This window comes from Variovorax sp. Soil_C_12 (genome assembly GCF_057657375.1).
In genome coordinates, this window is record NZ_JBDGIO010000002.1 from 550,686 (window position 1) to 572,382 (window position 21,697).

General features: G+C 67.6%; 22 protein-coding genes and 1 pseudogene. 14 read left to right on the forward strand and 9 right to left on the reverse strand.

From position 1 onward, the window contains the following. Window positions 1-13: 13 nt before the first annotated feature. The 10 genes from AC3A6X_RS07595 (at window position 14) to AC3A6X_RS07640 (ending at window position 9,078) form a co-directional block, all read left to right on the forward strand. Window positions 14-883: a VOC family protein gene (locus tag AC3A6X_RS07595; protein WP_487841604.1), complete on the forward strand. Its 870-nt coding sequence runs from the start codon at window positions 14-16 to the stop codon at window positions 881-883. 11 nt (window positions 884-894) lie between these two features. Further along, window positions 895-1,593 (forward strand): class II aldolase/adducin family protein, encoded by a 699-nt coding sequence (locus AC3A6X_RS07600; RefSeq protein ID WP_487841605.1) that lies wholly within the window; start codon window positions 895-897, stop codon window positions 1,591-1,593. Continuing rightward, entirely contained in the window at window positions 1,590-3,059 is a 1,470-nt protein-coding gene (locus tag AC3A6X_RS07605) for a 2-hydroxymuconic semialdehyde dehydrogenase (RefSeq protein ID WP_487841606.1), read from the forward strand. The genes AC3A6X_RS07600 and AC3A6X_RS07605 overlap by 4 nt, the downstream gene beginning before the upstream one ends. Next, window positions 3,056-3,850 carry a 2-keto-4-pentenoate hydratase gene (mhpD, locus tag AC3A6X_RS07610; protein ID WP_487841607.1) on the forward strand — a complete coding sequence of 265 codons (795 nt, stop codon included), beginning with the start codon at window positions 3,056-3,058 and terminating at the stop codon, window positions 3,848-3,850. The genes AC3A6X_RS07605 and mhpD overlap by 4 nt, the downstream gene beginning before the upstream one ends. Continuing rightward, the gene (locus AC3A6X_RS07615; protein WP_487841608.1) at window positions 3,847-4,641 is read left to right on the forward strand and encodes a 2-keto-4-pentenoate hydratase; all 795 of its coding nucleotides are present in this window, start codon (window positions 3,847-3,849) and stop codon (window positions 4,639-4,641) included. Before mhpD ends, AC3A6X_RS07615 begins: the two co-directional genes overlap by 4 nt. Then, window positions 4,628-5,587 carry an acetaldehyde dehydrogenase (acetylating) gene (locus AC3A6X_RS07620; protein WP_487841609.1) on the forward strand — a complete coding sequence of 320 codons (960 nt, stop codon included), beginning with the start codon at window positions 4,628-4,630 and terminating at the stop codon, window positions 5,585-5,587. The genes AC3A6X_RS07615 and AC3A6X_RS07620 overlap by 14 nt, the downstream gene beginning before the upstream one ends. 11 nt (window positions 5,588-5,598) lie before the next feature. Next, window positions 5,599-6,666 carry a 4-hydroxy-2-oxovalerate aldolase gene (gene dmpG, locus AC3A6X_RS07625; RefSeq protein WP_487841610.1) on the forward strand — a complete coding sequence of 356 codons (1,068 nt, stop codon included), beginning with the start codon at window positions 5,599-5,601 and terminating at the stop codon, window positions 6,664-6,666. A 74-nt stretch (window positions 6,667-6,740) separates the two neighbouring features. Next, window positions 6,741-7,721 carry a Bug family tripartite tricarboxylate transporter substrate binding protein gene (locus AC3A6X_RS07630; protein ID WP_487841611.1) on the forward strand — a complete coding sequence of 327 codons (981 nt, stop codon included), beginning with the start codon at window positions 6,741-6,743 and terminating at the stop codon, window positions 7,719-7,721. A 119-nt stretch (window positions 7,722-7,840) separates the two neighbouring features. Then, window positions 7,841-8,530 (forward strand): helix-turn-helix transcriptional regulator, encoded by a 690-nt coding sequence (locus tag AC3A6X_RS07635; protein ID WP_487841612.1) that lies wholly within the window; start codon window positions 7,841-7,843, stop codon window positions 8,528-8,530. Continuing rightward, window positions 8,527-9,078, forward strand: a complete 552-nt coding sequence (locus AC3A6X_RS07640; RefSeq protein ID WP_487841613.1) for a DUF6036 family nucleotidyltransferase — start codon at window positions 8,527-8,529, stop codon at window positions 9,076-9,078. The genes AC3A6X_RS07635 and AC3A6X_RS07640 overlap by 4 nt, the downstream gene beginning before the upstream one ends. 198 nt (window positions 9,079-9,276) lie before the next feature. Here AC3A6X_RS07640 and AC3A6X_RS07645 read toward each other — a convergent pair whose 3' ends face one another. Genes AC3A6X_RS07645 through AC3A6X_RS07655 form a run of 3 tightly spaced genes read right to left on the reverse strand, consistent with a single transcriptional unit; the run spans window position 9,277 to window position 9,940 of the window. Next, complete coding sequence (locus AC3A6X_RS07645; protein ID WP_487841614.1) at window positions 9,277-9,564, reverse strand: tripartite tricarboxylate transporter substrate-binding protein; 288 nt, start codon at window positions 9,562-9,564, stop codon at window positions 9,277-9,279. Beyond that, window positions 9,561-9,773, reverse strand: a complete 213-nt coding sequence (locus AC3A6X_RS07650) for a tripartite tricarboxylate transporter substrate-binding protein (RefSeq protein WP_487841615.1) — start codon at window positions 9,771-9,773, stop codon at window positions 9,561-9,563. The genes AC3A6X_RS07645 and AC3A6X_RS07650 overlap by 4 nt, the downstream gene beginning before the upstream one ends. Then, window positions 9,761-9,940: a hypothetical protein gene (locus AC3A6X_RS07655; RefSeq protein WP_487841616.1), complete on the reverse strand. Its 180-nt coding sequence runs from the start codon at window positions 9,938-9,940 to the stop codon at window positions 9,761-9,763. The genes AC3A6X_RS07650 and AC3A6X_RS07655 overlap by 13 nt, the downstream gene beginning before the upstream one ends. 125 nt (window positions 9,941-10,065) lie before the next feature. Here AC3A6X_RS07655 and AC3A6X_RS07660 point away from each other — a divergent pair, with 125 nt between their 5' ends. Continuing rightward, on the forward strand, window positions 10,066-10,962 hold the full coding sequence (locus tag AC3A6X_RS07660; protein ID WP_487841617.1) for a helix-turn-helix domain-containing protein: 897 nt from the start codon (window positions 10,066-10,068) through the stop codon (window positions 10,960-10,962). 27 nt (window positions 10,963-10,989) lie between these two features. Here the strand turns inward: AC3A6X_RS07660 and AC3A6X_RS07665 are convergent, their stop codons facing one another. Then, the gene (locus AC3A6X_RS07665; protein ID WP_309962634.1) at window positions 10,990-11,493 is read right to left on the reverse strand and encodes an Lrp/AsnC ligand binding domain-containing protein; all 504 of its coding nucleotides are present in this window, start codon (window positions 11,491-11,493) and stop codon (window positions 10,990-10,992) included. 79 nt (window positions 11,494-11,572) lie between these two features. Here AC3A6X_RS07665 and putA point away from each other — a divergent pair, with 79 nt between their 5' ends. Continuing rightward, window positions 11,573-15,343 (forward strand): trifunctional transcriptional regulator/proline dehydrogenase/L-glutamate gamma-semialdehyde dehydrogenase, encoded by a 3,771-nt coding sequence (gene putA / locus AC3A6X_RS07670; protein ID WP_487841618.1) that lies wholly within the window; start codon window positions 11,573-11,575, stop codon window positions 15,341-15,343. A gap of 37 nt (window positions 15,344-15,380) precedes the next feature. Then, on the forward strand, window positions 15,381-16,214 hold the full coding sequence (gene proC / locus AC3A6X_RS07675) for a pyrroline-5-carboxylate reductase (protein ID WP_487841619.1): 834 nt from the start codon (window positions 15,381-15,383) through the stop codon (window positions 16,212-16,214). 7 nt (window positions 16,215-16,221) lie between these two features. Here proC and AC3A6X_RS07680 read toward each other — a convergent pair whose 3' ends face one another. The 3 genes and pseudogenes from AC3A6X_RS07680 to AC3A6X_RS07690 all read right to left on the reverse strand — a co-directional run bounded on the left by AC3A6X_RS07680 (window position 16,222) and on the right by AC3A6X_RS07690 (window position 18,538). Continuing rightward, entirely contained in the window at window positions 16,222-17,316 is a 1,095-nt protein-coding gene (locus AC3A6X_RS07680; RefSeq protein ID WP_487841804.1) for an enolase C-terminal domain-like protein, read from the reverse strand. A 54-nt stretch (window positions 17,317-17,370) separates the two neighbouring features. Then, window positions 17,371-17,466, reverse strand: a pseudogene (locus AC3A6X_RS07685) (hypothetical protein); the annotation flags it as partial. 136 nt (window positions 17,467-17,602) lie between these two features. Next, window positions 17,603-18,538, reverse strand: coding sequence for a LysR family transcriptional regulator (locus AC3A6X_RS07690; protein ID WP_487841620.1), 936 nt, complete (start codon window positions 18,536-18,538; stop codon window positions 17,603-17,605). Window positions 18,539-18,684: 146 nt separating this feature from the next. On the opposite strand from AC3A6X_RS07690, the gene AC3A6X_RS07695 reads away from it, so the two are divergent. Then, window positions 18,685-19,089, forward strand: coding sequence for a RidA family protein (locus AC3A6X_RS07695; protein ID WP_487841621.1), 405 nt, complete (start codon window positions 18,685-18,687; stop codon window positions 19,087-19,089). A 33-nt stretch (window positions 19,090-19,122) separates the two neighbouring features. Here the strand turns inward: AC3A6X_RS07695 and AC3A6X_RS07700 are convergent, their stop codons facing one another. Together AC3A6X_RS07700 and AC3A6X_RS07705 are read right to left on the reverse strand one after the other, a co-directional pair. Continuing rightward, window positions 19,123-20,340, reverse strand: coding sequence for an NAD(P)/FAD-dependent oxidoreductase (locus tag AC3A6X_RS07700; RefSeq protein ID WP_487841622.1), 1,218 nt, complete (start codon window positions 20,338-20,340; stop codon window positions 19,123-19,125). Further along, window positions 20,337-21,695 (reverse strand): MFS transporter, encoded by a 1,359-nt coding sequence (locus tag AC3A6X_RS07705; protein WP_487841623.1) that lies wholly within the window; start codon window positions 21,693-21,695, stop codon window positions 20,337-20,339. The genes AC3A6X_RS07700 and AC3A6X_RS07705 overlap by 4 nt, the downstream gene beginning before the upstream one ends. Between the last annotated feature and the right edge of the window lie 2 nt (window positions 21,696-21,697).

Consider the following 21,697-nt stretch of genomic DNA (forward strand, 5'->3'; position numbering starts at 1 on the left):
AAGGAGACATGCCGTGATCAACCTGCTCGACATCCGCTACGTGCGCCTCGGAACCCGGCAGCGCGACCAGGCGGACCTCTTCGCGCGCGAGATGCTCGGCCTGGAGCGCGCACGCCAGGAGGCGGGCGCCTCCTACTTCCGCAGCGACAGCCGCGACCACACGCTGGTGTACTTCGACGGCGACCCGGCAGACCACACGGTGGGCTTCGAGCTGCGCAGCGCCGACGAGCTGGAGGCGGCCGCCGCGGAACTCGGCAACGCCGGTGTCGAGGTGCGCCTGGGCACCGCGAACGAATGCGAACAGCGCCACGTGCGCAGCTTCATTCACTTCAAGGATCCCACCGGCAACAAGATCGAGCTCGTGCTCGGTCCTCACCACAGCGGGCGCCGCTACTTTCCGTCGCGGGATGCCGGCATCACGGGCTTCAGCCATGTGGGGCTGTGTACCACCGACGCCCAGCGCGACGAGCGCTTCTGGACCCACGTGCTCGGGGCGCGCGTGAGCGACCGCATCGGCGATGCGCCGCTGCTGCGGATCGACGAGGTGCATCACAAGGTGGCGATGTTCCCGACGACGCGCTCGGGCGTGCAGCACATCAACCACCAGGTCGAGAGCGTGGACGACATCATGCGGGCCTGGTACATGCTCCAGATGAAAGGCATCAAGATCGCCTTCGGTCCGGGCCGCCACCCGACCTCCGGCGCGCGCTTCCTCTACTTCTACGGTCCGGACGGAATGATCTTCGAGTACTCCACCGGCGTGCGCCTGATCACCGCGGAAGAGGAGTTGAGCTACCAGCCGCGGCAGTTCCCGCGCGGAAACGAATCGTTCTGCATGTGGGGGGCCGTGCCCGACATCGCCGAGTTTCGCGACCCCGCATGAGGAGCAGCGCCTTGATCGCCACTCCCGCCCTTCAGCGCGAACTGCGCATGGCCGCCCGCGCCCTGGCGCGCCATGGCCTGGCACACGCCTACGGCCACTGCAGCGTCCGCCTCGACGAAGGCAACTTTCTGGTTTGTGCCTCGCGGCCGATGGGCCTGATCGCCCCGGGCGAGCCGGGCACCGTCGTGCCGGTGACCGGGAAGCTTCCGGCGGGCGTGCTGGGCGAGGTTCGATTGCACCAGCAGATCTACGGACGCCGCGCCGACGTGCGCGCCGTGACCCGCACGATGCCGCCCTCGCTCATGGCGCTGGGCACCGCGCGGCGCACGCCCCGCACCCGCCATGGCATGGGCGCCTACTTCGGTGCCGGTGCGGCCCTGTGGGACGACCCGCAGCTCGTGCGCGACGACGAACGGGCCTCCGCGGTGATCGACGCGATGGGGAGCGCCAACGCGATCGTGATGCGCGGCAATGGCGTGCTGGTCGCGAGCGACTCGCTGGCCAAGGCGGTGGTGCTGACCTGGTACCTCGAGGACGCGGCGCGGATCGAGTTGGCCGTGCTGGCGGCCGGCCTGCAGGACGAATCGGTCGTGCTCGATGCAGCCGAGCGCGAACGGCGGGCCACCGATGCCGGCGGCATCTTCGAGCGCATGTGGGAGTACCTCGGCGCAGGGGACCCAGAGATCAACTTCCAGGAGACACGAGCGTGATTCTCAACTTCATCGATGGCCAATACCGCGAGGGACGCGGCGGCCGAAGCTTCGACGACATCAATCCCGTCGACGGCTCGCTCATCGACAAGGTCAGCGAGGCCGGGCGCGAGGACGTGGATGACGCGGTGCGCGCCGCGCGCCAGGCGCTCCAGGGCCCGTGGGGCTCCCTCAAGCTCGCGCAACGCTGCGACCTGCTGTATGCGCTGGCCGCGGAGATCGATCGGCGCGCGGAGGACTTCATTGCCGCCGAAGTGGCAGACACCGGCAAGCCGCGCGCGCTGGCGTCGCATCTCGACATCCCACGCGGTGCGGCGAACTTCCGCGTGTTCGCGGATGTGGTGCGCAATGTGCCGACCGAAAGCTTTGCCAGCCATGCGCCGGACGGCAAGCCCGCGTTGAACTATGCATCGAGGCGGCCGAAGGGCGTCGTGGCCGTGGTGTGCCCGTGGAACCTGCCGCTGCTGCTGATGACGTGGAAGGTCGGGCCGGCGCTGGCATGCGGCAACACCGTCGTCGTCAAGCCCTCGGAAGAGACGCCGGCCACGGCGGCGCTCCTGGGTGAAGTCATGAACGCCGTGGGCATCCCAAAGGGCGTCTACAACGTGGTACACGGCTTCGGCCCGGACTCTGCCGGCGAATATCTCACCACGCACCCGGACATCGATGCGGTCACGTTCACGGGAGAGACGCCCACGGGCGCCGCGATCATGCGGGCGGCGGCGGAAGGCATCAAGCCGGTCTCGATGGAGCTCGGCGGCAAGAACGCCGCGGTGGTGTTCGAGGATGCGGACCTGGACGTGACCATCGCCGGGCTGACCCGCTCGGTCTTCGAGAACTCGGGCCAGGTCTGCCTCGGCACGGAGCGGGTGTACGTGCAGCGCCCGGTCTTCGATGCCGTTGTGCAGCGGCTGGCCGCCGCGGCGGTGAGGCTGAAGCCGGGCCGTCCCGACGATCCCGATGCCAATTTCGGGCCCCTGGTCTCCACCGAGCACCAGGCCAAGGTCCTGGGCTACTACGCCTTGGCGCGGGATGAGGGCGCTTCGGTCGCGCATGGGGGCGGCGTGCCGAAGGTAGCGCCTGCGCTCGTGGGCGGCGCCTGGATCGAGCCGACGGTGTGGACGGGCCTGCCGCACGGCTCGCGCGTGGCCAGCGAAGAGATCTTCGGGCCCTGCTGCTGCGTCATCCCCTTCGATCGCGAGTCCGAGGCGCTCCGGATGGCGAACGACACGCGCTACGGCCTGGCCGCTTCGGTCTACACACAGGACATCGACCGGGCCCATCGCTTTGCCAATGCCCTGAAGGTGGGCGTCGTATGGGTCAACACCTGGTTCTTGCGCGACCTGCGCACGGCCTTCGGCGGTTCCGGCGCCTCCGGCATCGGCCGCGAGGGAGGCGTTCACTCGCTCGAGTTCTACACCGAGCTTTCCAACGTTTGCATCAAGTTCAACGGAGCGGCGCAATGACAACGCGCGACATCGAAGCGGCAGCGGATTCGCTGTGGAGCGCCGCCACCGGCGGCAAGGCGATCGCGCCCTTGCGGGAGACCTTCCCCGGCTTCGGCCCGCAAGAGGCCTACGCCGTGCAGGAAATCAACACCCAGCGCAAGCTGCAAGCCGGTGGACGCCTTGTCGGCCGGAAGATCGGGCTCACCGCGAAGGCGGTGCAGAAGCAGCTCGGCGTGGACCAGCCCGACTACGGCATGCTCTTCGCCGACATGGCGATCGCGGATGGCGAGCCGGTGCGCTGGTCCCGCCTGATGCAGCCCAAGGTCGAGGCGGAGGTGGCGCTGGTCATGGCGCACGACCTGCCCGAGCCCGGCATCACGATGGCGCAGATGCTGCGTGGCGTCGCCTTCGCGCTGCCCGCGATCGAGATCGTGGGCAGCCGCATCGCCGAGTGGAACATCCGCTTCGTCGACACGGTGGCGGACAACGCCTCCAGCGGCCTCTTCGTGCTCGGCAACACCCCGGTGCCCCTGCCCGGACTGGACCTGCGCCTGGCGGGCATGGTCATGGAGCGCAAGGGCGAGCAGGTCAGCCTGGGCGCGGGCGCCGCGTGCCTGGGGCACCCGCTCAATGCGGCCCTGTGGCTGGCCAACAAGATGGCCGAGCTGGGCCGCGGACTGAAGGCCGGCGACGTGGTGCTCACCGGCGCACTGGGGCCGATGGTCCCCGTCAATCCCGGGGATGTCTTCGAGGCCCGCATCCAGGGCCTCGGGTCGGTGCGCGCCGTTTTCGAGGAGCAACAGCCATGAGCCGGCAACGAATCGCACGCCTGGCGCAGCGGGTCGACGATGCCGCACGCCATGCAAAGCCCGTCTCGCAGTTCGGGCACGAGGAAGAACTGAGCGTCGAGGACGCCTACGAAGTCCAGCGGGCTTCGATTGCACATCGGCTCGCACGCGGCGAGCGGCGCACCGGCATGAAGATGGGCTTCACCAGCCGCGTCAAGATGGTCCAGATGGGCGTACACGACATGATCTGGGGGCGCCTGACCGATGCGATGGCCGAAGAAGATGGCGGACAGGTGTCGCTCGGCCGGTTCGTGCATCCGCGCGTGGAGCCCGAGCTGGCCTTCCTGCTCGGCAAGCCGCTGCCTGCAGGCGCCAGCCTCGCCCAGGCGCTCGATGCGGTGGTGGCGATTGCACCGGCGCTCGAGATCATCGATTCCCGCTTCGAGAACTTCCGCTTTTCGCTGGAGGACGTCATTGCCGACAACGCGTCGTCGTCGGGCTACGTGATCGGTCCCTGGTGCGACCCGCGGCAGGATTCCAGCAACCTCGGCCTCATCCTGGCGATCGACGGTGTGCCGCGCCAGGTCGGGAGCACCGCGGGGATTCTCGGGAATCCACTGCGCTCCCTCGTTGCCGCCGCGCGCCTGAGCGCAGGCGCGGACGAACCGCTGCAGGCCGGGTGGCTGGTGATGGCCGGCGGCGCCACCGCGGCCGAAGCCCTCCAGCCCGGGCAGCACGTTGCGCTCGAGATGCAAGGCCTGGGCCGTGTCGAATTCAACACCACCGAACGGGGCGAACATGAGCGTGGCTGATCGCAAGCTGAAGGCCGCCATCATCGGCAGCGGCAACATCGGCACGGACCTGATGATCAAAATCATGCGCCGCGGCCGTCATATCGAGATGGGCGCGATGGTCGGCATCGACGCCGCCTCCGACGGCTTGGCGCGCGCCGCGCGCATGGGCGTGGCCACCACCCACGAGGGCGTGGAAGGCCTCTCGCGCCTGCCGGTGTTCGCGGACATCGACATCGTCTTCGACGCGACCTCGGCCGGTGCGCACGTCAAGAACGATGCGTTCCTGCGCGGGCTGAAGCCGGAGGTCCGCCTGGTCGACCTCACGCCCGCGGCCATCGGCCCGTACTGCATTCCCGTGGTCAACGGCCTGGCGCATCTGGACGCGCCCAACGTCAACATGGTCACCTGCGGCGGCCAGGCCACCATCCCGATGGTGGCGGCGGTTTCGCGCGTGGCCAAGGTCCACTACGGCGAGATCGTTGCCAGCATCTCCAGCAAGAGCGCCGGCCCGGGTACACGGGCCAACATCGACGAGTTCACGGAGACCACGTCGAAGGCCATCGAGGTGGTGGGTGGCGCGGCCAAGGGCAAGGCCATCATCGTGCTGAATCCGGCCGAGCCGCCGCTGATCATGCGGGACACGGTCTACACCCTCAGCGAATTCGCCGATGAGGACGAGATCGCCGCCTCGGTCGAGCGCATGGCCGCCGACGTCCAGGCCTACGTGCCGGGCTACCGCCTCAAGCAGCGGGTGCAGTTCGACCGGATCGAAGCCGGCCGCCCCATCCGCATCCCAGGCGTGGGCGCGGGCATGCAGGGCCTGAAGACCTCCATCTTCCTGGAGGTGGAAGGCGCCGCGCACTACCTGCCGGCCTACGCGGGCAACCTGGACATCATGACCAGCGCAGCGCTGCGCACCGCCGAATCGATGGCCGAGCGCATGCTCGCGGCCGTGGCTGCCTGAAGGAAACCGAGATGAGCCACGACCTCAGCAAGAAAATCTACATCTCCGACGTGACGCTGCGCGACGGCAGCCACGCCATTCGCCACCAGTACAGCGTGGAGCAGGCCAGGCAGATCGCCAGGGCGCTCGACGAGGCCAGGGTCGACTCCATCGAGGTTGCGCACGGCGACGGCCTGCAGGGCGGCAGTTTCAACTACGGCTTCGGCGCCCACGCCGACGTCGAGTGGATCGAAGCGGTGGCCAGCGTGGTAAAGCACGCGAAGATCGCGACGCTGCTGCTGCCGGGCATCGGCACTGTGCACGATCTCAAGGCCGCCTGCGAGGCGGGTGCGCGCATCGTTCGCGTGGCCACGCACTGCACCGAGGCCGACATCTCGAGGCAGCACATCGAGTACGCGCGCCACCTCGGCATGGAGGCCGTGGGCTTCCTGATGATGAGCCACATGACGACGCCGGATGCGCTGGCGCAGCAGGCCAGGCTCATGGAAAGCTACGGCGCGACCTGCTGCTACGTGGTGGACTCGGGCGGCGCGCTGAGCATGAACGATGTGCGCGACCGGTTCCGCGCGTTCAAGGACGTATTGCAACCCGAGACGCAGACGGGCATGCACGCGCACCACAACCTGAGCCTGGGCGTGGCCAACAGCATCGTCGCGGTGGAAGAGGGCTGCGACCGCGTGGACGCCAGCCTGGCGGGCATGGGGGCAGGGGCGGGCAATGCGCCGCTGGAAGTCTTCATCGCCGCGGCCGCGCGCCTGGGCTGGAACCACGGAACGGATCTGTACAGGCTGATGGATGCCGCCGACGACATCGTGCGCCCCCTGCAGGACCGGCCGGTGCGCGTGGACCGCGAGACCCTGGCGCTGGGCTATGCCGGCGTGTATTCGAGCTTCCTGCGGCATTCGGAAGTGGCCGCGAGGAAGTACGGCCTGAAGACCGTCGACATCCTGGTCGAACTGGGACGGCGCCGCATGGTGGGCGGCCAGGAAGACATGATCGTCGACGTGGCGCTCGATCTGCTGAAGGGTGTGGCGCACGAGCGCATCCCACCGCAATCCAGCATGAGCGAGGTTGCTTGAGCCTCGACCGTTCGCGCATGCCCGGCACTGCCGGCAGTTTTTCAAACAATGACAAGGAGACCTCCATGGATCGAATGAACCTTCGCCGATCGCTTCTCGCACTCGCCGTGTCGATGGTCGCGGTGATGCCCCAGGCCCGGGCGCAGTCCGCTGCCTCGAAGTGGCCGAGCCAGCCCGTGCGCTTCGTGGTCCCGTTCCCGGCCGGCTCCGCGCCCGATGTGCTGATCCGCTTCGTCGGCGTCAAGCTCAGCCAGAAGTGGGGCCAGGCCGTGGTGGTCGACAACAAGCCGGGCGGCAGCGGCGTGATCGGCATGAACACCCTTCTGACCGGGCCGACCGATGGGACCACCTTCGGCTTCGTCCAGGGCTCGGCCATCTCCGTCGCGCCCAGCACCATCAAGGGCGTGAGCTATGACTTCAACCGTGACTTCGTGCCCGTCACCCTGGCGGCCGTGGCGCCCTTCGTGCTCGCCGTTGCGGGCGACTCGCCCTACAAGACGCTTGGCGAATTCATTGCCGCCGCCAAGGCCAGGCCAAAGGGCATCGAGGTGGCCGACAACGGCCGCGGCACCGCGCCGCACCTCGCCTCGGCGCTGCTGGGCCTGAACTCGGGCGCGCAGTTCCTCGAAGTGCACTACCCGGGCGGCGCCCAGGCCATGCAGGCCACGCTCGGCGGCCAGACCCAGATGATGGTCGAGACCTACAACGTGGTCGCCGGCAACGTCCAGGCCGGCAAGATGCGGATCCTGGCATCGATGAGCGACCGCGTCGAACCCGGCCTCGACCAGCTGCCGCTGGCGAGCTCGACCGTGCCGGGCGCGGTGGCCTTCGGCTGGTTCGCGGTGATCGCGAAGAAGGGCGTGGACCCCGCCATCCTCGCCAGGCTCAACAAGGACATGAGCGAAGCGCTGCTGCTGCCCGATGTGGTCGCCAAGTCGCGCGAGCTGGGCACCTATCCGCGGCCCGGCACGCCCGAGCAGCTTGCCAAGTACATCGAAGACGATCGCAGGACCTGGCAAGGCGTGCTGGACAAGCTCAACATCAAGCCGGAATAGCGAACTCACCCCAGATCGGCAGACTTGCCTGTGAGGCTGTAGATCCCCCAGCGAAGAGATCGATCAATTGACCAGAAAACTGGCCAAAATGCCAAGGAAATGAATAAAATTCTGGACAAATGACAGCCCGAACGGATTCGACCTCGGTCTTGGATCGCCAGTTGCTCCTGCAACTGGGCGAGAGGCTCAAACGCGTTCGCCGCCAAGAGGGCTTCTCGAGCACAGCCTTGGCTGAGCTTGTTGGCATCTCGCGCACCACACTTGCAGCCATCGAGTCTGGGGACCCGTCACCGTCCATGGGCAACTACGTGCGTGTGATGTCAGCACTGGGGGTCTCGGCAGACCTGGCCTTGTTGGCAAGCGATGCCCTGCAAATCACCCCCGGTGTCGAGGACAGGCCGCGCAAACGGCCGGCGCCTGCCGTTTCCGTATGGGTCAAGGCTGACGGCAGTCATGATGCACAAGATCTTCAAAGCCTGATGTTGCACAAGGAGGCGATCAAGCTGATGCTCAGCGATCCGAAATTGATCGACCAGGCTCTCGCAACTTTGGAGGAATGGCGCAGTTCGGGCAGCAGTCATTCGCGATTCCTGTGGGACGAATGGTCAGTCATCCTGCACCGGCGCGATTGGCGTCGCGCCCTGAGCACGTCGCGCCGCGGGAGGGAACTGCGGCAGGCGTCGCCCCTGCCAACCATCTTGCCGGCGCCCCTCCGTGCGGCCGTTCTTGAACAAGTAAGTGCCCTAAAAAAGGGAGTTCTGCTCGGGTCGAAGCCGCGCGCGCCCGCTGCCCGAGGAGGGCCGAATTGAACCGCGAGGACCTCGAGCACATCATCCGAGCCGCTGGCGACGTAACCGACGAATACGAGTTCATCATCGTTGGCAGCCAGTCCATTCTTGGGCCGATCCCGTACCCTCCGGACGTTTTCAAGCTGTCGGCCGAAGCCGACATCTATCCTCGGGCTGCCGAGGGGAAATCAGAACTGATCGAGGGAGCCTTGGGCGAGGGCTCCCAGTTCCACACGACCTATGGATACTACGCACAGGGCGTCGATTCGACGACCGCCAAACTGCCGCTGGGTTGGGAGGGGCGCCTGCATCGCGTTCAGAGCGAGAAGGGAACCAACGGCCGGCTCGGTCTTTGCCTGGATGTCATCGACTTGTTCATGTCCAAGGCCGCGGCCAATCGAGAAAAGGACCGTGAGTTCAACCTGGCCTTGTTGCAGCACGGCTTTGTGAAAAGCGGCCGATGCCATCAAGATGGTCGGCCAAATGCATCTTCTTGGCGATGCGGACAAGCGGAGTATGCGGGCGCGCATTCGACGCTGGGTGAAGCTCCTGGACAAGCGTGGCTATGACATTCCGTCAGGTGATTGATCAGGGTCAAAGACATCGAAGACGATCGCAGAACCTGGCAAGGCGTGCTCGACAAGCTCAACATCAAGCCGGAATAGCGAACCCATCCAGGATCGGCAGCGCGGAGTTCCGCCCCGAGAGCCGAGCATCCGACTGACCCTCGCCGCCTGGCGAAACCTTCGCGCTGTCGTCCCCAGCCCTCATTCGGGCACGATGCCCAGGTCCCTGCTGAGCTTCGCCCAGCGCTGATGCGAGGGCACGTCGCTCACGATCACCTCGATCTCGCCGCCGACCGTGTCGGTGACGCCGGCGCTGACCGAAGCGCAGGGGACCGAATTCACCTTGATGCCCAGCTGGGAACTCAGCAGACCCGTCAGCATTCCGCCAAAAGTCTTCGGCCCTTCGTTCGCCACGTCCAGCTTGCCGGGGTTGGCCTTCGCATAGGCGACGAGTTTCTGGAGGGACTTGAACGGGGAGCCTGGATTCACCGAGCCTTCTTCGGGTCGTAGGGCAGGCTCTTGAACAGATAGGAGTTCATGACCAGCGCAGCGGCGGTCGCGAAATAGAAGGTGTAGCCGTCCGGCGCCGACCTGGCTGCCGCCTGCGCGCCGATCGCGTTCTGGCCACCCGGGCGGTTCTCCACCACGATGGGTTGATTGAGCCTGCGAGAGAGCTGATCGCCGATCAGGCGCGCCATCGCATCCGGGCCGGACCCGGGCCAGGGCCGGCGGTGAGCACGAAGGCGTAGTGGACGGTGCTGGTCACGGGCAGGAAATCGGCCAGCGCCAGCGCGCGGCCGGCCAGCCCCAGCGCGGCGAGGGCCGCGCCCCTTGAAGGAGGTGGAGGAAGTGTCTGCTGGTCCATGGCTTGTCTCGTCTTTCCGTGTTCTTGCGTCTGGAGCTTGCATCGTCGGGTCATTGCGCGCCGATGCGAATGGACAAATCGTGGTGAGGGGGGTACTTTTCCGAGGTCGATTCGCACCTGCTGCCATGAAGCCCGCCGCCACGCCGCTGCTGCTCGTTCCTTTCAGGGAAGTCCGCCATGAGCAGCCGGACGATTGCCTGCACTACGAACCCGTGGCCGTGCGCGGCCAGCAGATAGATTGGACGATTCCGGCGCACCGCCATGACGGCCTGCATCAGATCCAGTTCCTGGAAGCAGGGCACATCGAGGGCACTGTCGATGGCCAGCCGGTGCAGGCCGACGCGCCCGCGATCTTGCTGATCGCGCCGGGTTCGGTGCATGGGTTCCGCCACACGCACGACACGGCGGGGCATCAGCTCACCATTCCCACCGCCACATTGCAGCGCTTGCTGGGAGGCGACCACCTGGCCGATACCGGCCTGGGAAATTCCTTCGTCCTGGCCACACTGGAGCCGGAAGCGCGCGCCGAATGTGCCGCCTTGTTCGCCATGGTCGCGCGCGAGTTCCAGGGCCATGGGGCGGGCCGGGTGCCCGCGCTGCTGGCTTCGGCCACGCTGCTGGCCGTGCTGCTCATGCGCTTGCGCGGCGAACGGATCGGGAAGGCGCAGGCACCCGGCGCGCGCGATGCCCTGGTGCAGCGCTACCTGGCATTGACCGAACAGCACTTCCGCGAGCACCGCCCGCTGTCCTTCTATGCCGACGCCCTGGGCGTGACGCCGGACCACCTGAGCCGCACCTGCCGCAACGTGACGCGCGAGTCTGCATTGCAGCTGCTGCACGAGCGGCTGATGCTGGAGGCGCGCCGCCTGCTGGCCTACACCCCCATGTCGGTGGCCGAGGTGGCGGCCGCCATCGGCTATCAGGACCCGGCCTACTTCAGCAAGTTCTTCACTCGTGCGGTGGGTCACTCGCCGTCCGGATACCGCGCGCTGGCCGCGCGGGGAGTGAAGGCTCCGGGTTAGGTGATGGCTCGTGAGGCGAGCCGGTGGTCACACGCCGGGCAATGCCAGCCGAGCGGAGTTCTTGACCTCCTCCATGACGGCATAGGTGCGCGTCTCGCGCACGCCCGGCAATTGCCACAGCACGGTGCCCGCGAAGTTCCGGTAGTCGTTCATGTCCGCGCTGCGGGTCTTGAGCAGATAGTCGAAGCCGCCCGCCACCATGTGGCACTCCATGATCTCCGGCCGCACCTGCACCGCGGCCTTGAACGCGTCGAAGACATTGGGCGTCGTCCTGTCGAGCAGGACCTCCACGAACACCAGCATGCCCGCGCCGAGCTTCAGGGGATTCAAACGCGCTTCGTAGCCCAGGATGTACCCGTCGCGCGTGAGGCGCTGCACCCGCGCCAGGACGGCCGTGGGCGACAGGCCGATGGCTTCGGCCAGCTTCAGGTTGGTGATGCGTCCGTCCGCCTGCAGCGCCGACAGGATGCGCAGGTCCAGCCTGTCCAGGCCAAGCAGCTCGGCTGCATCGTCTAGTGATTTATCCTGCATTCAGGTTAAATTTCGAACAAAAATTCGCATGTAAGGCGAGCATTATGCGCAATATCACCAGTCAAGGCAGCCAGCTCTCATGACCACGCGCACACAGATCGATCCCGCCACGCTCTTCAGCGGCTTTGCCGGAGGTCCCCCAGAATCCTCCGAACTGCGCCGGCGCATCACCCACGCCTACCGCTTGCCCGAGCCCGAGGCCGTCTCGGGGCTGCTGGCGCAGGCCCGAATGGACGCCGGCACCGGCAGCCGCGCCAACGCCCTCGCGCTGCAGATCGCACAGCGCCTGCGCGACCGCAAGAACTCCGCCGGGCGTGCGGGCCTGGTGCAAGGCCTTCTTCAGGAATACGCGCTGTCCTCGCAAGAGGGCGTGGCCTTGATGTGCCTGGCCGAAGCCCTGCTGCGCATTCCCGACTCCGCCACCCGCGATGCGCTCATCCGCGACAAGATCGCGCGCGGGCACTGGCAGGAACATGCGGGTCGCAGTCCTTCGCTTTTCGTCAACGCTGCGACCTGGGGGCTGCTGCTGACCGGCAAGCTCGTGTCGACCCACAGCGAATCGTCGTTGTCGGCGCTGCTCACCCGCCTGATCGCCAAGGGCGGCGAGCCGATGATCCGCAAGGGCGTGGACATGGCCATGCGGATGATGGGCGAGCAGTTCGTCACCGGCGAGACCATCCAGGCCGCACTGGAGCACGCCCGTCACCTCGAGGCCCAGGGCTTCCGGTACTCCTACGACATGCTGGGCGAGGCGGCCATGACGGCCGAGGACGCAGAGCGCTACCGCCAGTCCTACGAGCAGGCGATCCACGCCATCGGAAAGGCCTCCAGCGGGCGCGGCGTGTACGAGGGCCCCGGCATCTCCATCAAGCTGTCCGCGCTGCACCCGCGCTACAGCCGCGCGCAGTACGGCCGGGTCATGGACGAGCTCTATCCGGTGGTGCGCGGCCTGGCGCTGCTGGCCCGGCGCTACGACATCGGATTGAACATCGACGCCGAGGAGGCGGACCGGCTCGAGCTCTCGCTGGACCTGCTGGAAAAGCTGTGCTTCGAGCCCGCGCTGGCCGGCTGGGCCGGCATCGGCTTCGTGGTCCAGGCATACCAGAAGCGCTGCCCCCATGTGATCGACTACCTGATCGACCTGGCCCGGCGCAGCCGCCATCGCCTGATGGTCCGGCTGGTCAAGGGCGCCTATTGGGACAGCGAGATCAAGCGCGCCCAGGTCGACGGGCAGGACGGCTTCCCCGTCTACACGCGCAAGGTCTACACCGATGTCTCGTACCTGGCCTGCGCCCGCCGACTGCTGGCGGCGCCGGCGGAGGTCTATCCGCAGTTCGCCACCCACAACGCCCACACCATGGCGGCGATCTACACCCTCGCCGAGCCCGCCGCCTACCGGCCCGGGCAGTACGAGTTCCAGTGCCTGCATGGCATGGGCGAGCCGTTGTACGAGCAGGTGGTCGGCCGCACCGAGGACGGCAAGCTCGGGCGCCCCTGCCGCATCTACGCGCCCGTGGGCACGCACGAGACGCTGCTGGCCTACCTGGTGCGCCGCCTGCTCGAGAACGGCGCCAACACCTCCTTCGTCAATCGCATCGCCGATCCCACGATCTCCATCGCATCGCTGGTGGAGGACCCCGTGGCCGCGGTCGAACGCATGGCGAAAGAGGAGGGCGAGCTGGGCCGGTCGCATCCGGCCATCGCACACTCCGCAGCGCTCTATGGCCAGGCCCGGCGCAATTCGCAGGGCATGGACCTGTCGAACGAGCAGACGCTGCGCGATCTGGAATCCGTCCTGGTTCAGGGTGCGGACGTCTCATGGACGGCCGAGCCCTTGCTGGCGCAGTCGCCGGCATCGCAGGGGACGGCCTGGAAGCAGGTGCTCAACCCGGCCGATCATCGTGACGTGGTGGGCCGGGTTCGTGCGGCAGACGAGAAAGAGATCGAGGCCGCCTTGCACGCGGCGACGGAATTCGCCCCAGTCTGGGCCGGCACTCCGGCGGCACAGCGGGCGAGCGCGCTGGAGCGCGCGGCGGACCTGCTGCAGGCGCGCTTGCCGCAACTGCTCGGCCTGCTGGCCCGCGAGGCCGGCAAGACCTACGCCAATGGCGTGGCCGAGGTGCGCGAGGCGATCGACTTCCTGCGCTTCTACGCAGCCCACGCCCGCGCCGATTTCGACAGCAGCACCCATCGGGCGCTGGGCCCGGTGGTCTGCATTAGCCCGTGGAACTTCCCGCTGGCCATCTTCGTCGGCCAGGTCTCCGCCGCCCTCGCGGCCGGCAACCCGGTGCTTGCCAAGCCTGCAGAACAGACCTCGCTGATTGCCGCGGAGGCGGTCCGTCTTCTGCACGAAGGCGGCGTGCCCGCGGCCGCCGTGCAGCTGGTTCCGGGGCGGGGCTCCACCGTCGGCGCGCGCCTGGTCGCCGATGCGCGCGTCCAGGCCGTCATGTTCACCGGCTCGACGGAGGTCGCGCGGCTGCTGCAGCGCACGCTGGCCGCGCGGCTCGGCCCGACCGGCGCGCCGGTGCCCCTGATTGCCGAGACGGGCGGACAGAACGCGATGATCGTCGACTCGTCGGCGCTGCTCGAACAGGTCGTCGCCGACGTGGTCGGCTCCGCTTTCGACAGCGCGGGGCAGCGCTGCTCGGCGCTGCGGGTCCTGTGCGTCCAGGACGATGTGGCGGACCGCCTGCTGCACATGCTGCGCGGCGCGATGGCCGAGGCCACCGTGGGCAATCCGGCTTCGCTGCGCGTGGATGTGGGCCCGGTGATCGACGCGGGCGCACGCGACACCATCGAGGCGCACGTCGAAGCGATGCAGGGGCGCGGCCGGCGTGTCCATCGCCTGGGCCGTTGCGCGCATGACGTCATCGAAGAAGGCACCTATGTCGTGCCCACGCTGATCGAACTGGAGCGCATCTCGGAGCTGGAGCGCGAGGTCTTCGGGCCCGTGCTGCACGTGGTGCGCTACGAGCGCCGCGAGCTCGAGGCGCTGATGGCGCAGATCAATGCCACCGGCTACGGCCTGACCCTGGGCCTGCACACCCGCATCGACGAGACCATCGACAAGGTGCTGTCCCACGCCCGCGTCGGCAATGTCTACGTCAACCGCAACATGGTCGGCGCCGTCGTCGGCGTGCAGCCTTTCGGCGGCGAGGGCCTGTCCGGCACGGGTCCGAAGGCAGGCGGTCCCTTGTACATGTACCGGCTGCTTGCGGCGCGCCCGCAGGATGTGCTTGTGCGTGCGGTCGAGCTCGGCCTGCCGGGGTCGTCGGCCGAGGGCGCCGCTGCGCCCCCTCCGCCCGCATTCGACTCGCTCGTGTCGTGGATGGCCCGGCACCGCAATGGTCGTGCCGCCGCGCAGTGCCAGCGGCTGGCCCAGATGATCGGCCCTCGCAGCGCCCGGCTGCTGGCGGGGCCGACCGGTGAACGCAATGTCTACTCGCTGTATCCGCGCGAGGCGGCCTTGTGCCTGGCAGAGTCCGACGATTCGCTGCTCCTGCAATTGGCCGGCGCGCTGGCCGTGGGCTGCCGCGCGATCTGGCCAACGCGGCCTGAGACACGGGCCCTGCACGCGAGCTTGCCGCTGGACGTGCAGGAGGCGATTGCGCTGGCCAGCGACTGGGCGGCGCCCGGCGTGGAGTTCGACGTCGCCCTGCACCAGGGCAGCCCAGACGACCTGCTGGCCGTGTCGGCGCGCCTGGCCGAACGCGACGGTCCCATCGTGAGCCTTCGGCGCTTCGCCGCCGACAGCGGGGACGTGCCGCTGGAGGCGTTGGTGATCGAGCGCGCCGTCAGCACGAACAGCGCGGCGGCAGGGGGCAACGCCAGTCTGATGACGATCGCTTGATCGTCCACCCATCGATCCAAGTCAAGAAAGTGAAGCCATGAGCTCCCCATCATCAACGCAGTCCCGGCCAACGCTGGCATTCATCGGCGGCGGGCAGATGGCATCGGCCATGATCGCGGGGTTGCTGAGGGCAGGGCAGCACGGTTCCTCGATCCTGGTCATCGAGCCGACGCCGGATCGAAGAGATCACCTCGAGCAGACCTTCGCGGTCCGGACCGCGGCGCGCGCCGATGCGCAGCTGGCCGCCGCCGAACTGGTGGTCTGGGCCGTCAAGCCGCAGGTGCTTCGCCAGGCGATCCAGGAGGCGCGCATGCACCTCGGGACCGCGCTGCATGTCAGCATCGCGGCGGGGCTGCCCTTGAAGACGCTGAGCCAATGGCTGCAGAGCCAACGTGTCGTCCGTGCCATGCCGAACACGGCTGCGCTCGTGGGCGCGGGCGTCACCGGCATGGTCGCCGCCGAGGGCGTTTCCGAGGCAGACCGGCAGCTGGCCGCCGCCGTGCTCGCGGCCACGGGCCATTGCTTCTGGGTCGAGAGCGATGAGCGCCTGGACGCCGTCACGGCCGTGAGCGGCAGCGGGCCTGCCTACGTGTTCCACTTCCTGGAAGCGTTCCAGGCAGCCGCCGAGGCGATCGGCTTCGACCCGGCGACCGCACGGGATCTGGTGCTCAGGACGGCGGCAGGGGCCGTCGAGCAGGCCGGGCTCGGTGAGCCCTTCGGTGACTTGCGATCCCGCGTGACATCGAGGCGTGGCACGACGGAAGCTGCTCTGGCCGTGCTGGATGCCAGGGAGACGCCGCGGGCGATCTTCGATGCAGTGCGCGCGGCGTACGCGCGGGGCGGGGAGTTGTCGAGGGCGCTTTCAGAATAGCGACGCCTCAAGCGGCGAAGCGCGCGACCGCCTCCTCGTTCCAGGCGATGCCCGTGCCGGGCTCCTCGCCCGGCCGCGCACAGCCGTCGGCGAAGGCCAGCGGACGCGCGAGCACCGGGCTGGCCAGGTCCATGCGCTCCAGCCAGTGCGCGGTCGGTGTCACCGCGAGCAGATGCACGCTGATCTCCTGGAAGATGTGGCTCGACATCGGCACGCCCCGTTGTTGCGCCAGTGCCGCGGCGCGCAGCCAGCCGGTCACGCCGCCGATCTTCATCACGTCGGGCATCGCGAGGTCGCAGGCACGCGCGTCGAGCGCCCTCGCCATCTCGTCGGGGCTGCACCAGTTCTCGCCCATCTGGATCGGCAGGCGCGACTTCTCGCGGATGCGTGCATGGCCGGCGTAGTCTTCCTGCAGCGTCGGCTCCTCGACCCAGGCGATGCCTTCGTCCTCCAGGGCCTGGATGCGGCGCATCGCCTCCGGCACCGAGAGGCCCTGGTTGCAGTCCACCATCAGCGCCATATCCGGACCGATCGCCTGGCGCAGCGCACGCACGATGCGCAGGTCCTCCGCCAGCGTGGGGTAGCCGATCTTGGTCTTGATGGCCGCGAAGCCCTGGTCGCGCGCAAGGGCGGCGCGCTGCGCACCCAACGCCTCGCCGTCCATGCCGTGACTGTCGTAAGCCGGGACTGCGCGGCGCGTGCCGCCCAGCAGCTCGACCAGCGGCAGTCCGCGCGCGACGGCAAGCGCATCCCAGGCGGCCATGTCCAGCCCGGCGCAGGCCATCTGCGCCAGGCCGGTGCGGCCGAGCAGCCGCAGCCTTTGCGCCAGCAACTGATCGAAGTCGAAGGGCGCGAGCGGCCTGCCTTTCAACACCCCGGCGAAGGCCAGGACCAGTTGGCGCATCGCCTCGAGTGCCAGCGGCGTGTAGGTGAAGAGGTAGGCTCGTCCGGTCACGCCGCCGTCGGTCTGCAGGTCGATCAGCACCAATGGCGACGTCGCGATGACGCCCACGCTCGTGCGCACCGGGTATTCCAGCGGCACGTTGACGGCACGGGCTTCGACACCGGTGACGACGAGAGACGATGTAGAAGAAGAAGTCATGGGGTTCTCCGGGTCGGGCAGCCGCATTCTTGCGCTCCTCCCCGCCAAAGAGAAGATCATCTGATCGGTTCGCGCATGCTGCACTTGCTGGCCATTCACGCGCGTGCTCAATTCGAGGGTGTGGTCTGCGGGGAGCTCGTCGAGGGTCACCAGGAACGGCCGAATCCGCCGGTCTCCGGAAACTGGTTCTGAGAACCTGAGCCGCAAAAGGCAGAGGGCTAGGCTTTCTCGCGCGTGGCGACCGCCGTTCAAGGTTTGCTGTATTGGATGCCAGCGGTGTGAGGCGTCACGCCTTGCTTCGAACCATGACAGGCGCGTGTCGTGCCATCAGGTCGGCGACCCAATCGATGAACGCCCGCAGCTTGGCGCTGACATGCCGGTTGGGCGGAAACGCCACGTACAGCGGCATCGGATCGAGGCGCCAGCCCTCGAACAGGGGCACCAGCTCGCCACATGCCAGGTGCGGCTTGGCCATGTAGTCCGGCAGCCAGAGGATTCCCAGGCCGGCCAGGCCGGCCAGGCCGGCCGCGAGGTAGGCATTGCCGTCGTCGACCGCGAATGCGTAGCGGCCTTGCCCTTCGATGCGCTCGCCGTCGCGTTGCATGACGTACGGAAAGATCTTGCCGGTGCTCGACCCCAGGAAGCCCACGATGCGGTGATGCGTGTCTTCCAGCTCCCATGGGTGCGAGGGAGTGCCGGCGTGCTCCAGGTAGCTCGGCGACGCGTAAACCCCGAGCTGCAGGTCGCCCACGCGGCGCGCCATCAACGAGGGGTCGGTGAGCTCGCCGCCGCGCACGACGCAGTCCACGTTCTCGCCGATCAGGTCCACCATGCGATCGCTCACGCCCATGTGGAGCTGGATGTCGGGGTAGTGCGCGTGAAATGCGGGCAATGCCGGCACCAGGATCATGCGAGCCAGCGGGCTGGGCACATCCACCCGCAGCCGGCCCCTGGGCGACGCCGAGGCGCTCGAGAGGCTGGTCTCGGCATCGTCCATGTCGGCCAGCAGGCGCACCACGCGCTCGTAGTAGGCCGCGCCGTCGGCGGTGACGTTGACCTTGCGCGTGGTCCGGTTGAGCAGCTTGACGCGCAGCCGCGCTTCCAGCTGCTGCACCAGTTGCGTCACGCTGGTCTTGCTCATGTGAAGGGTCTCCGCCGCCTTGGTGAAGCTGCGTGCTTCCACCACGCGGGCGAATGCCTGCATCGCATCGAAACGGTCCATCTCTGCTCCAGAGGCCTCGAGGATTGTTTGGGTTCTGCAAATTGTGATTGTTGGCCTTGCTCGTTGATCCGGAAGCCAAGCGTTCCTAAAGTCCCTTCATCGTCATCACCGGGTCGATTCGACCCCTACAGGAAAGAAGGAAATCCATGGCCAAGCGTGACGTCGTTTTTCCGGCCGGCCGCCAGGCGCTCTACGAGAAGAATCGCTATTCGCCGGCGATCCGGTCCAACGGCTTCCTGTTCGTTTCGGGGCAGGTCGGCAGCCGCCCGGACGGCTCGCCCGAGCCCGAACTGGAGGCGCAGGTCCGGCTCGCATTCGACAATCTCAACGCGATCCTGGCGGCTGCAGGCTGCACGTTCGACGATGTGGTCGACGTGACCGTCTTTATCGTCGATCCCGAATCGACCTTCGAAACGATCTGGAAGGTGGTGCCGGAGTATTGGGGCAACGCGCCGCACCCGACGCTGACGGGCATCGGCGTGACGTGGCTCTATGGCTTCCAGTTCGAGATCAAGGTGATTGCGAAGCTTCCAGAGACCGTCGATGGCTGATGTGGGTTGCCGACAGCTTCGTATGAACCGGCGTCAAAGTTTGGCGAGCGGCACCTGCAAGTCCGCGAGCCGCTCCGGGTCGACGCTGGTGCGGCGCTCGATGAGCCGCCGGGCGAAGCGCAGGTCCTTGGCGGAATTGGGCCCCAGTGCCGCGACGACCTTGTCCTCGTCGAGGAAGAAGGCGACGAAGCTGTGGGTGTCCGGGTCACCCCGCACGACGACCCGATGCGACGGCGCAGGCATGCCGAAGATCTGCAGGTTGATGTCGTACTGGTCCGACCAGAACCACGGCAGCGGCTGGTGGTGTACCTCGATGCCGAGCGCGGCGCGCGCAGCGGCGATTCCCTGCTCCTGGGCGTTTTGCCAGGACTCGAGCCGCATGCGCCGGCCCGCCCATTCGCAATGCCAGGCCGCGACGTCGCCGGCGGCCAGGATCTCGGCGTCCGACGAGCGGCACTGCCCATCGACCAGCACGCCCCCTTCGCATGCCAGGCCGGCTTCGCGCGCGAGCTCGTCGTTGGCCACCAGGCCGATGCCGACGAGCACCGCATCGCAGGCGATCTCGCGTCCGTCGCCGAGCGTGGCGCACAGGCTGCCTGCGGGCGTGCGTGCGAACTGCTGGACGCCCGTGCCGAGCACGACCTCGACGCCGTGCGAGCGGTGCAGCCGCAGCAGGTAGTCGGAGATCAGCGCCGGAACGGTGCGCTCGCACAGCCGGGGCAGTGCCTCGACCACGGTCACCTGCATGCCCTTCTTCCGCGCGGTCGCGGCCACTTCGAGCCCGATCCACCCGCCGCCCACGATGAGCAGGTGCTTGCCGGCCGACAGGGCCGCGCCCAGCGCCGCCGCATCCTCGATGCTGCGCAGCATGTGGACGCCTGGCAGGTCCGCGCCCGGAACATCCAGCCGGCGCGCCCGACCGCCGTTGCACAGGATCAGCTTGTCGTAGTGCACCGGCTCGCCCTGGGCCAGGTGAAGCAGCCTGGCCGGCCTGTCGATGCGGGTTGCAGTGACCTTCGGCCGCCAGTCGATGTCGAGCAGGTCGAAGGCTTCCGGCTTGACCAGGCTGGTGCTGTCCGAGTGCGCCTCGCCCGCAAGCACCGCCTTGGACAAGGGCGGGCGTTCGTAGGGGCGATGCGGCTCGTCGCCGATCAGGACGATCCTGCCCTTGAAACCTTCGTTGCGCAGCGTCTGTGCAGCCCAGCCGCCGGCCTGGCCGGCACCCACGATGACGATGGTTTCTGTGTTCATTTGGCGGGCACCGCGTCGGCGATCGTCGCGTCGACATCCTCACGGTGCGACGATGCCGAGCGGCGGTGGTTGATGAAAAAGGTGGCCACCGCGGCGATCACGGCCGGGATGGCAATCGCGACGAAGTTCTGTTGCAGAGGAAGCGCCATGCCCACCAGCGTACCGATCACGATCGGTGCGAGCAATGCGCCGATGCGTCCCACGCCCAAGGCCCAGCCGATGCCCGTGCTGCGCACCGCCATCGGATAGAACTGGCCGACGTAGGCCAGGTTCACGATCTGCGTGCCGATGGTCGTGGCGCCGGCGAGACCGACCATCGCGAACAGCACCGGCGTGGGCAGCGGCTGGCCCAGCAGCGTGATGGAGATCGCAGCCAGCACATACATCCCGATCAGCACGTGCTTGATGGGGAAGCGATCGGACAGCCACCCGCCGCCGATCGCGCCGATCATGGCGCCGAAGTTCAGCACCAGCACGAAGGTCAGGGCCGACCCCAGGCTGAAGCCTGCGCTCGCCATCAGCTTGGTGAGCCACGAACTGAGCGCGTACACCATGAAGAGGCACATCAGGAACGAGAGCCAGAACATGAAAGTGCTGAAGCCGCGGCCTTCATGGAAGAGGTGCCGGATCGGCGCGTTGTCCGCCCTGTCTTCCTGGGGCAGGGCGAATCGGTCGCTCGCTTCGGGCTTGTAGCCAGGCTCCAGGCGCGAGGCGATGTCCCGCAGCTCTTCGAAGCGCCTCTTCCTGATGAGGAAGGGCATGGACTCGGGAAAGGAGCGGAAGATGAAAGGGATGAGCAGGACCGGCAGGCCGGCCACGAGGAAGACGGACGGCCAGCCAAAGCGCTCGATCATTCCCTTGCCCACCAGCGCTGCCAGCATGCCGCCGACGGAGTAGCCGCTGAACATCAGCGTGACCATCATGCTGCGGATGCGCAGCGGCGAGTACTCGGTCATCTGGGCCACGACGTTGGGCATCACGCCGCCGATGCCGATGCCTGCGATGAAGCGCAAGATGCTGAACACCACCGGATCGTTGGTCATGCCCGCGGCAGCCGTGAAGACGCTGAACAGCGCGACACAGATGACGACGGCCCAGCGCCTTCCGATCCTGTCGGCGATCGTCCCGAGGATGATGTTGCCGAACATCATGCCGAACAGCGCCGAGCTCACCATCAGGCCCGCGTTCGTGGGGGCGACGTTCATGCTCTGCATGATCGCGGGCAGCGCGATGCCGACGACCGCGAGGTCATAGCCGTCGAAGATGATGATGAGGGCGCTCCAGAACAGCACCAGGCCGTGGAAGCGGTTGAAGCGCGCCTTGTCTGCAAGCGCGTGCACGTCTATCTGGCGCATCG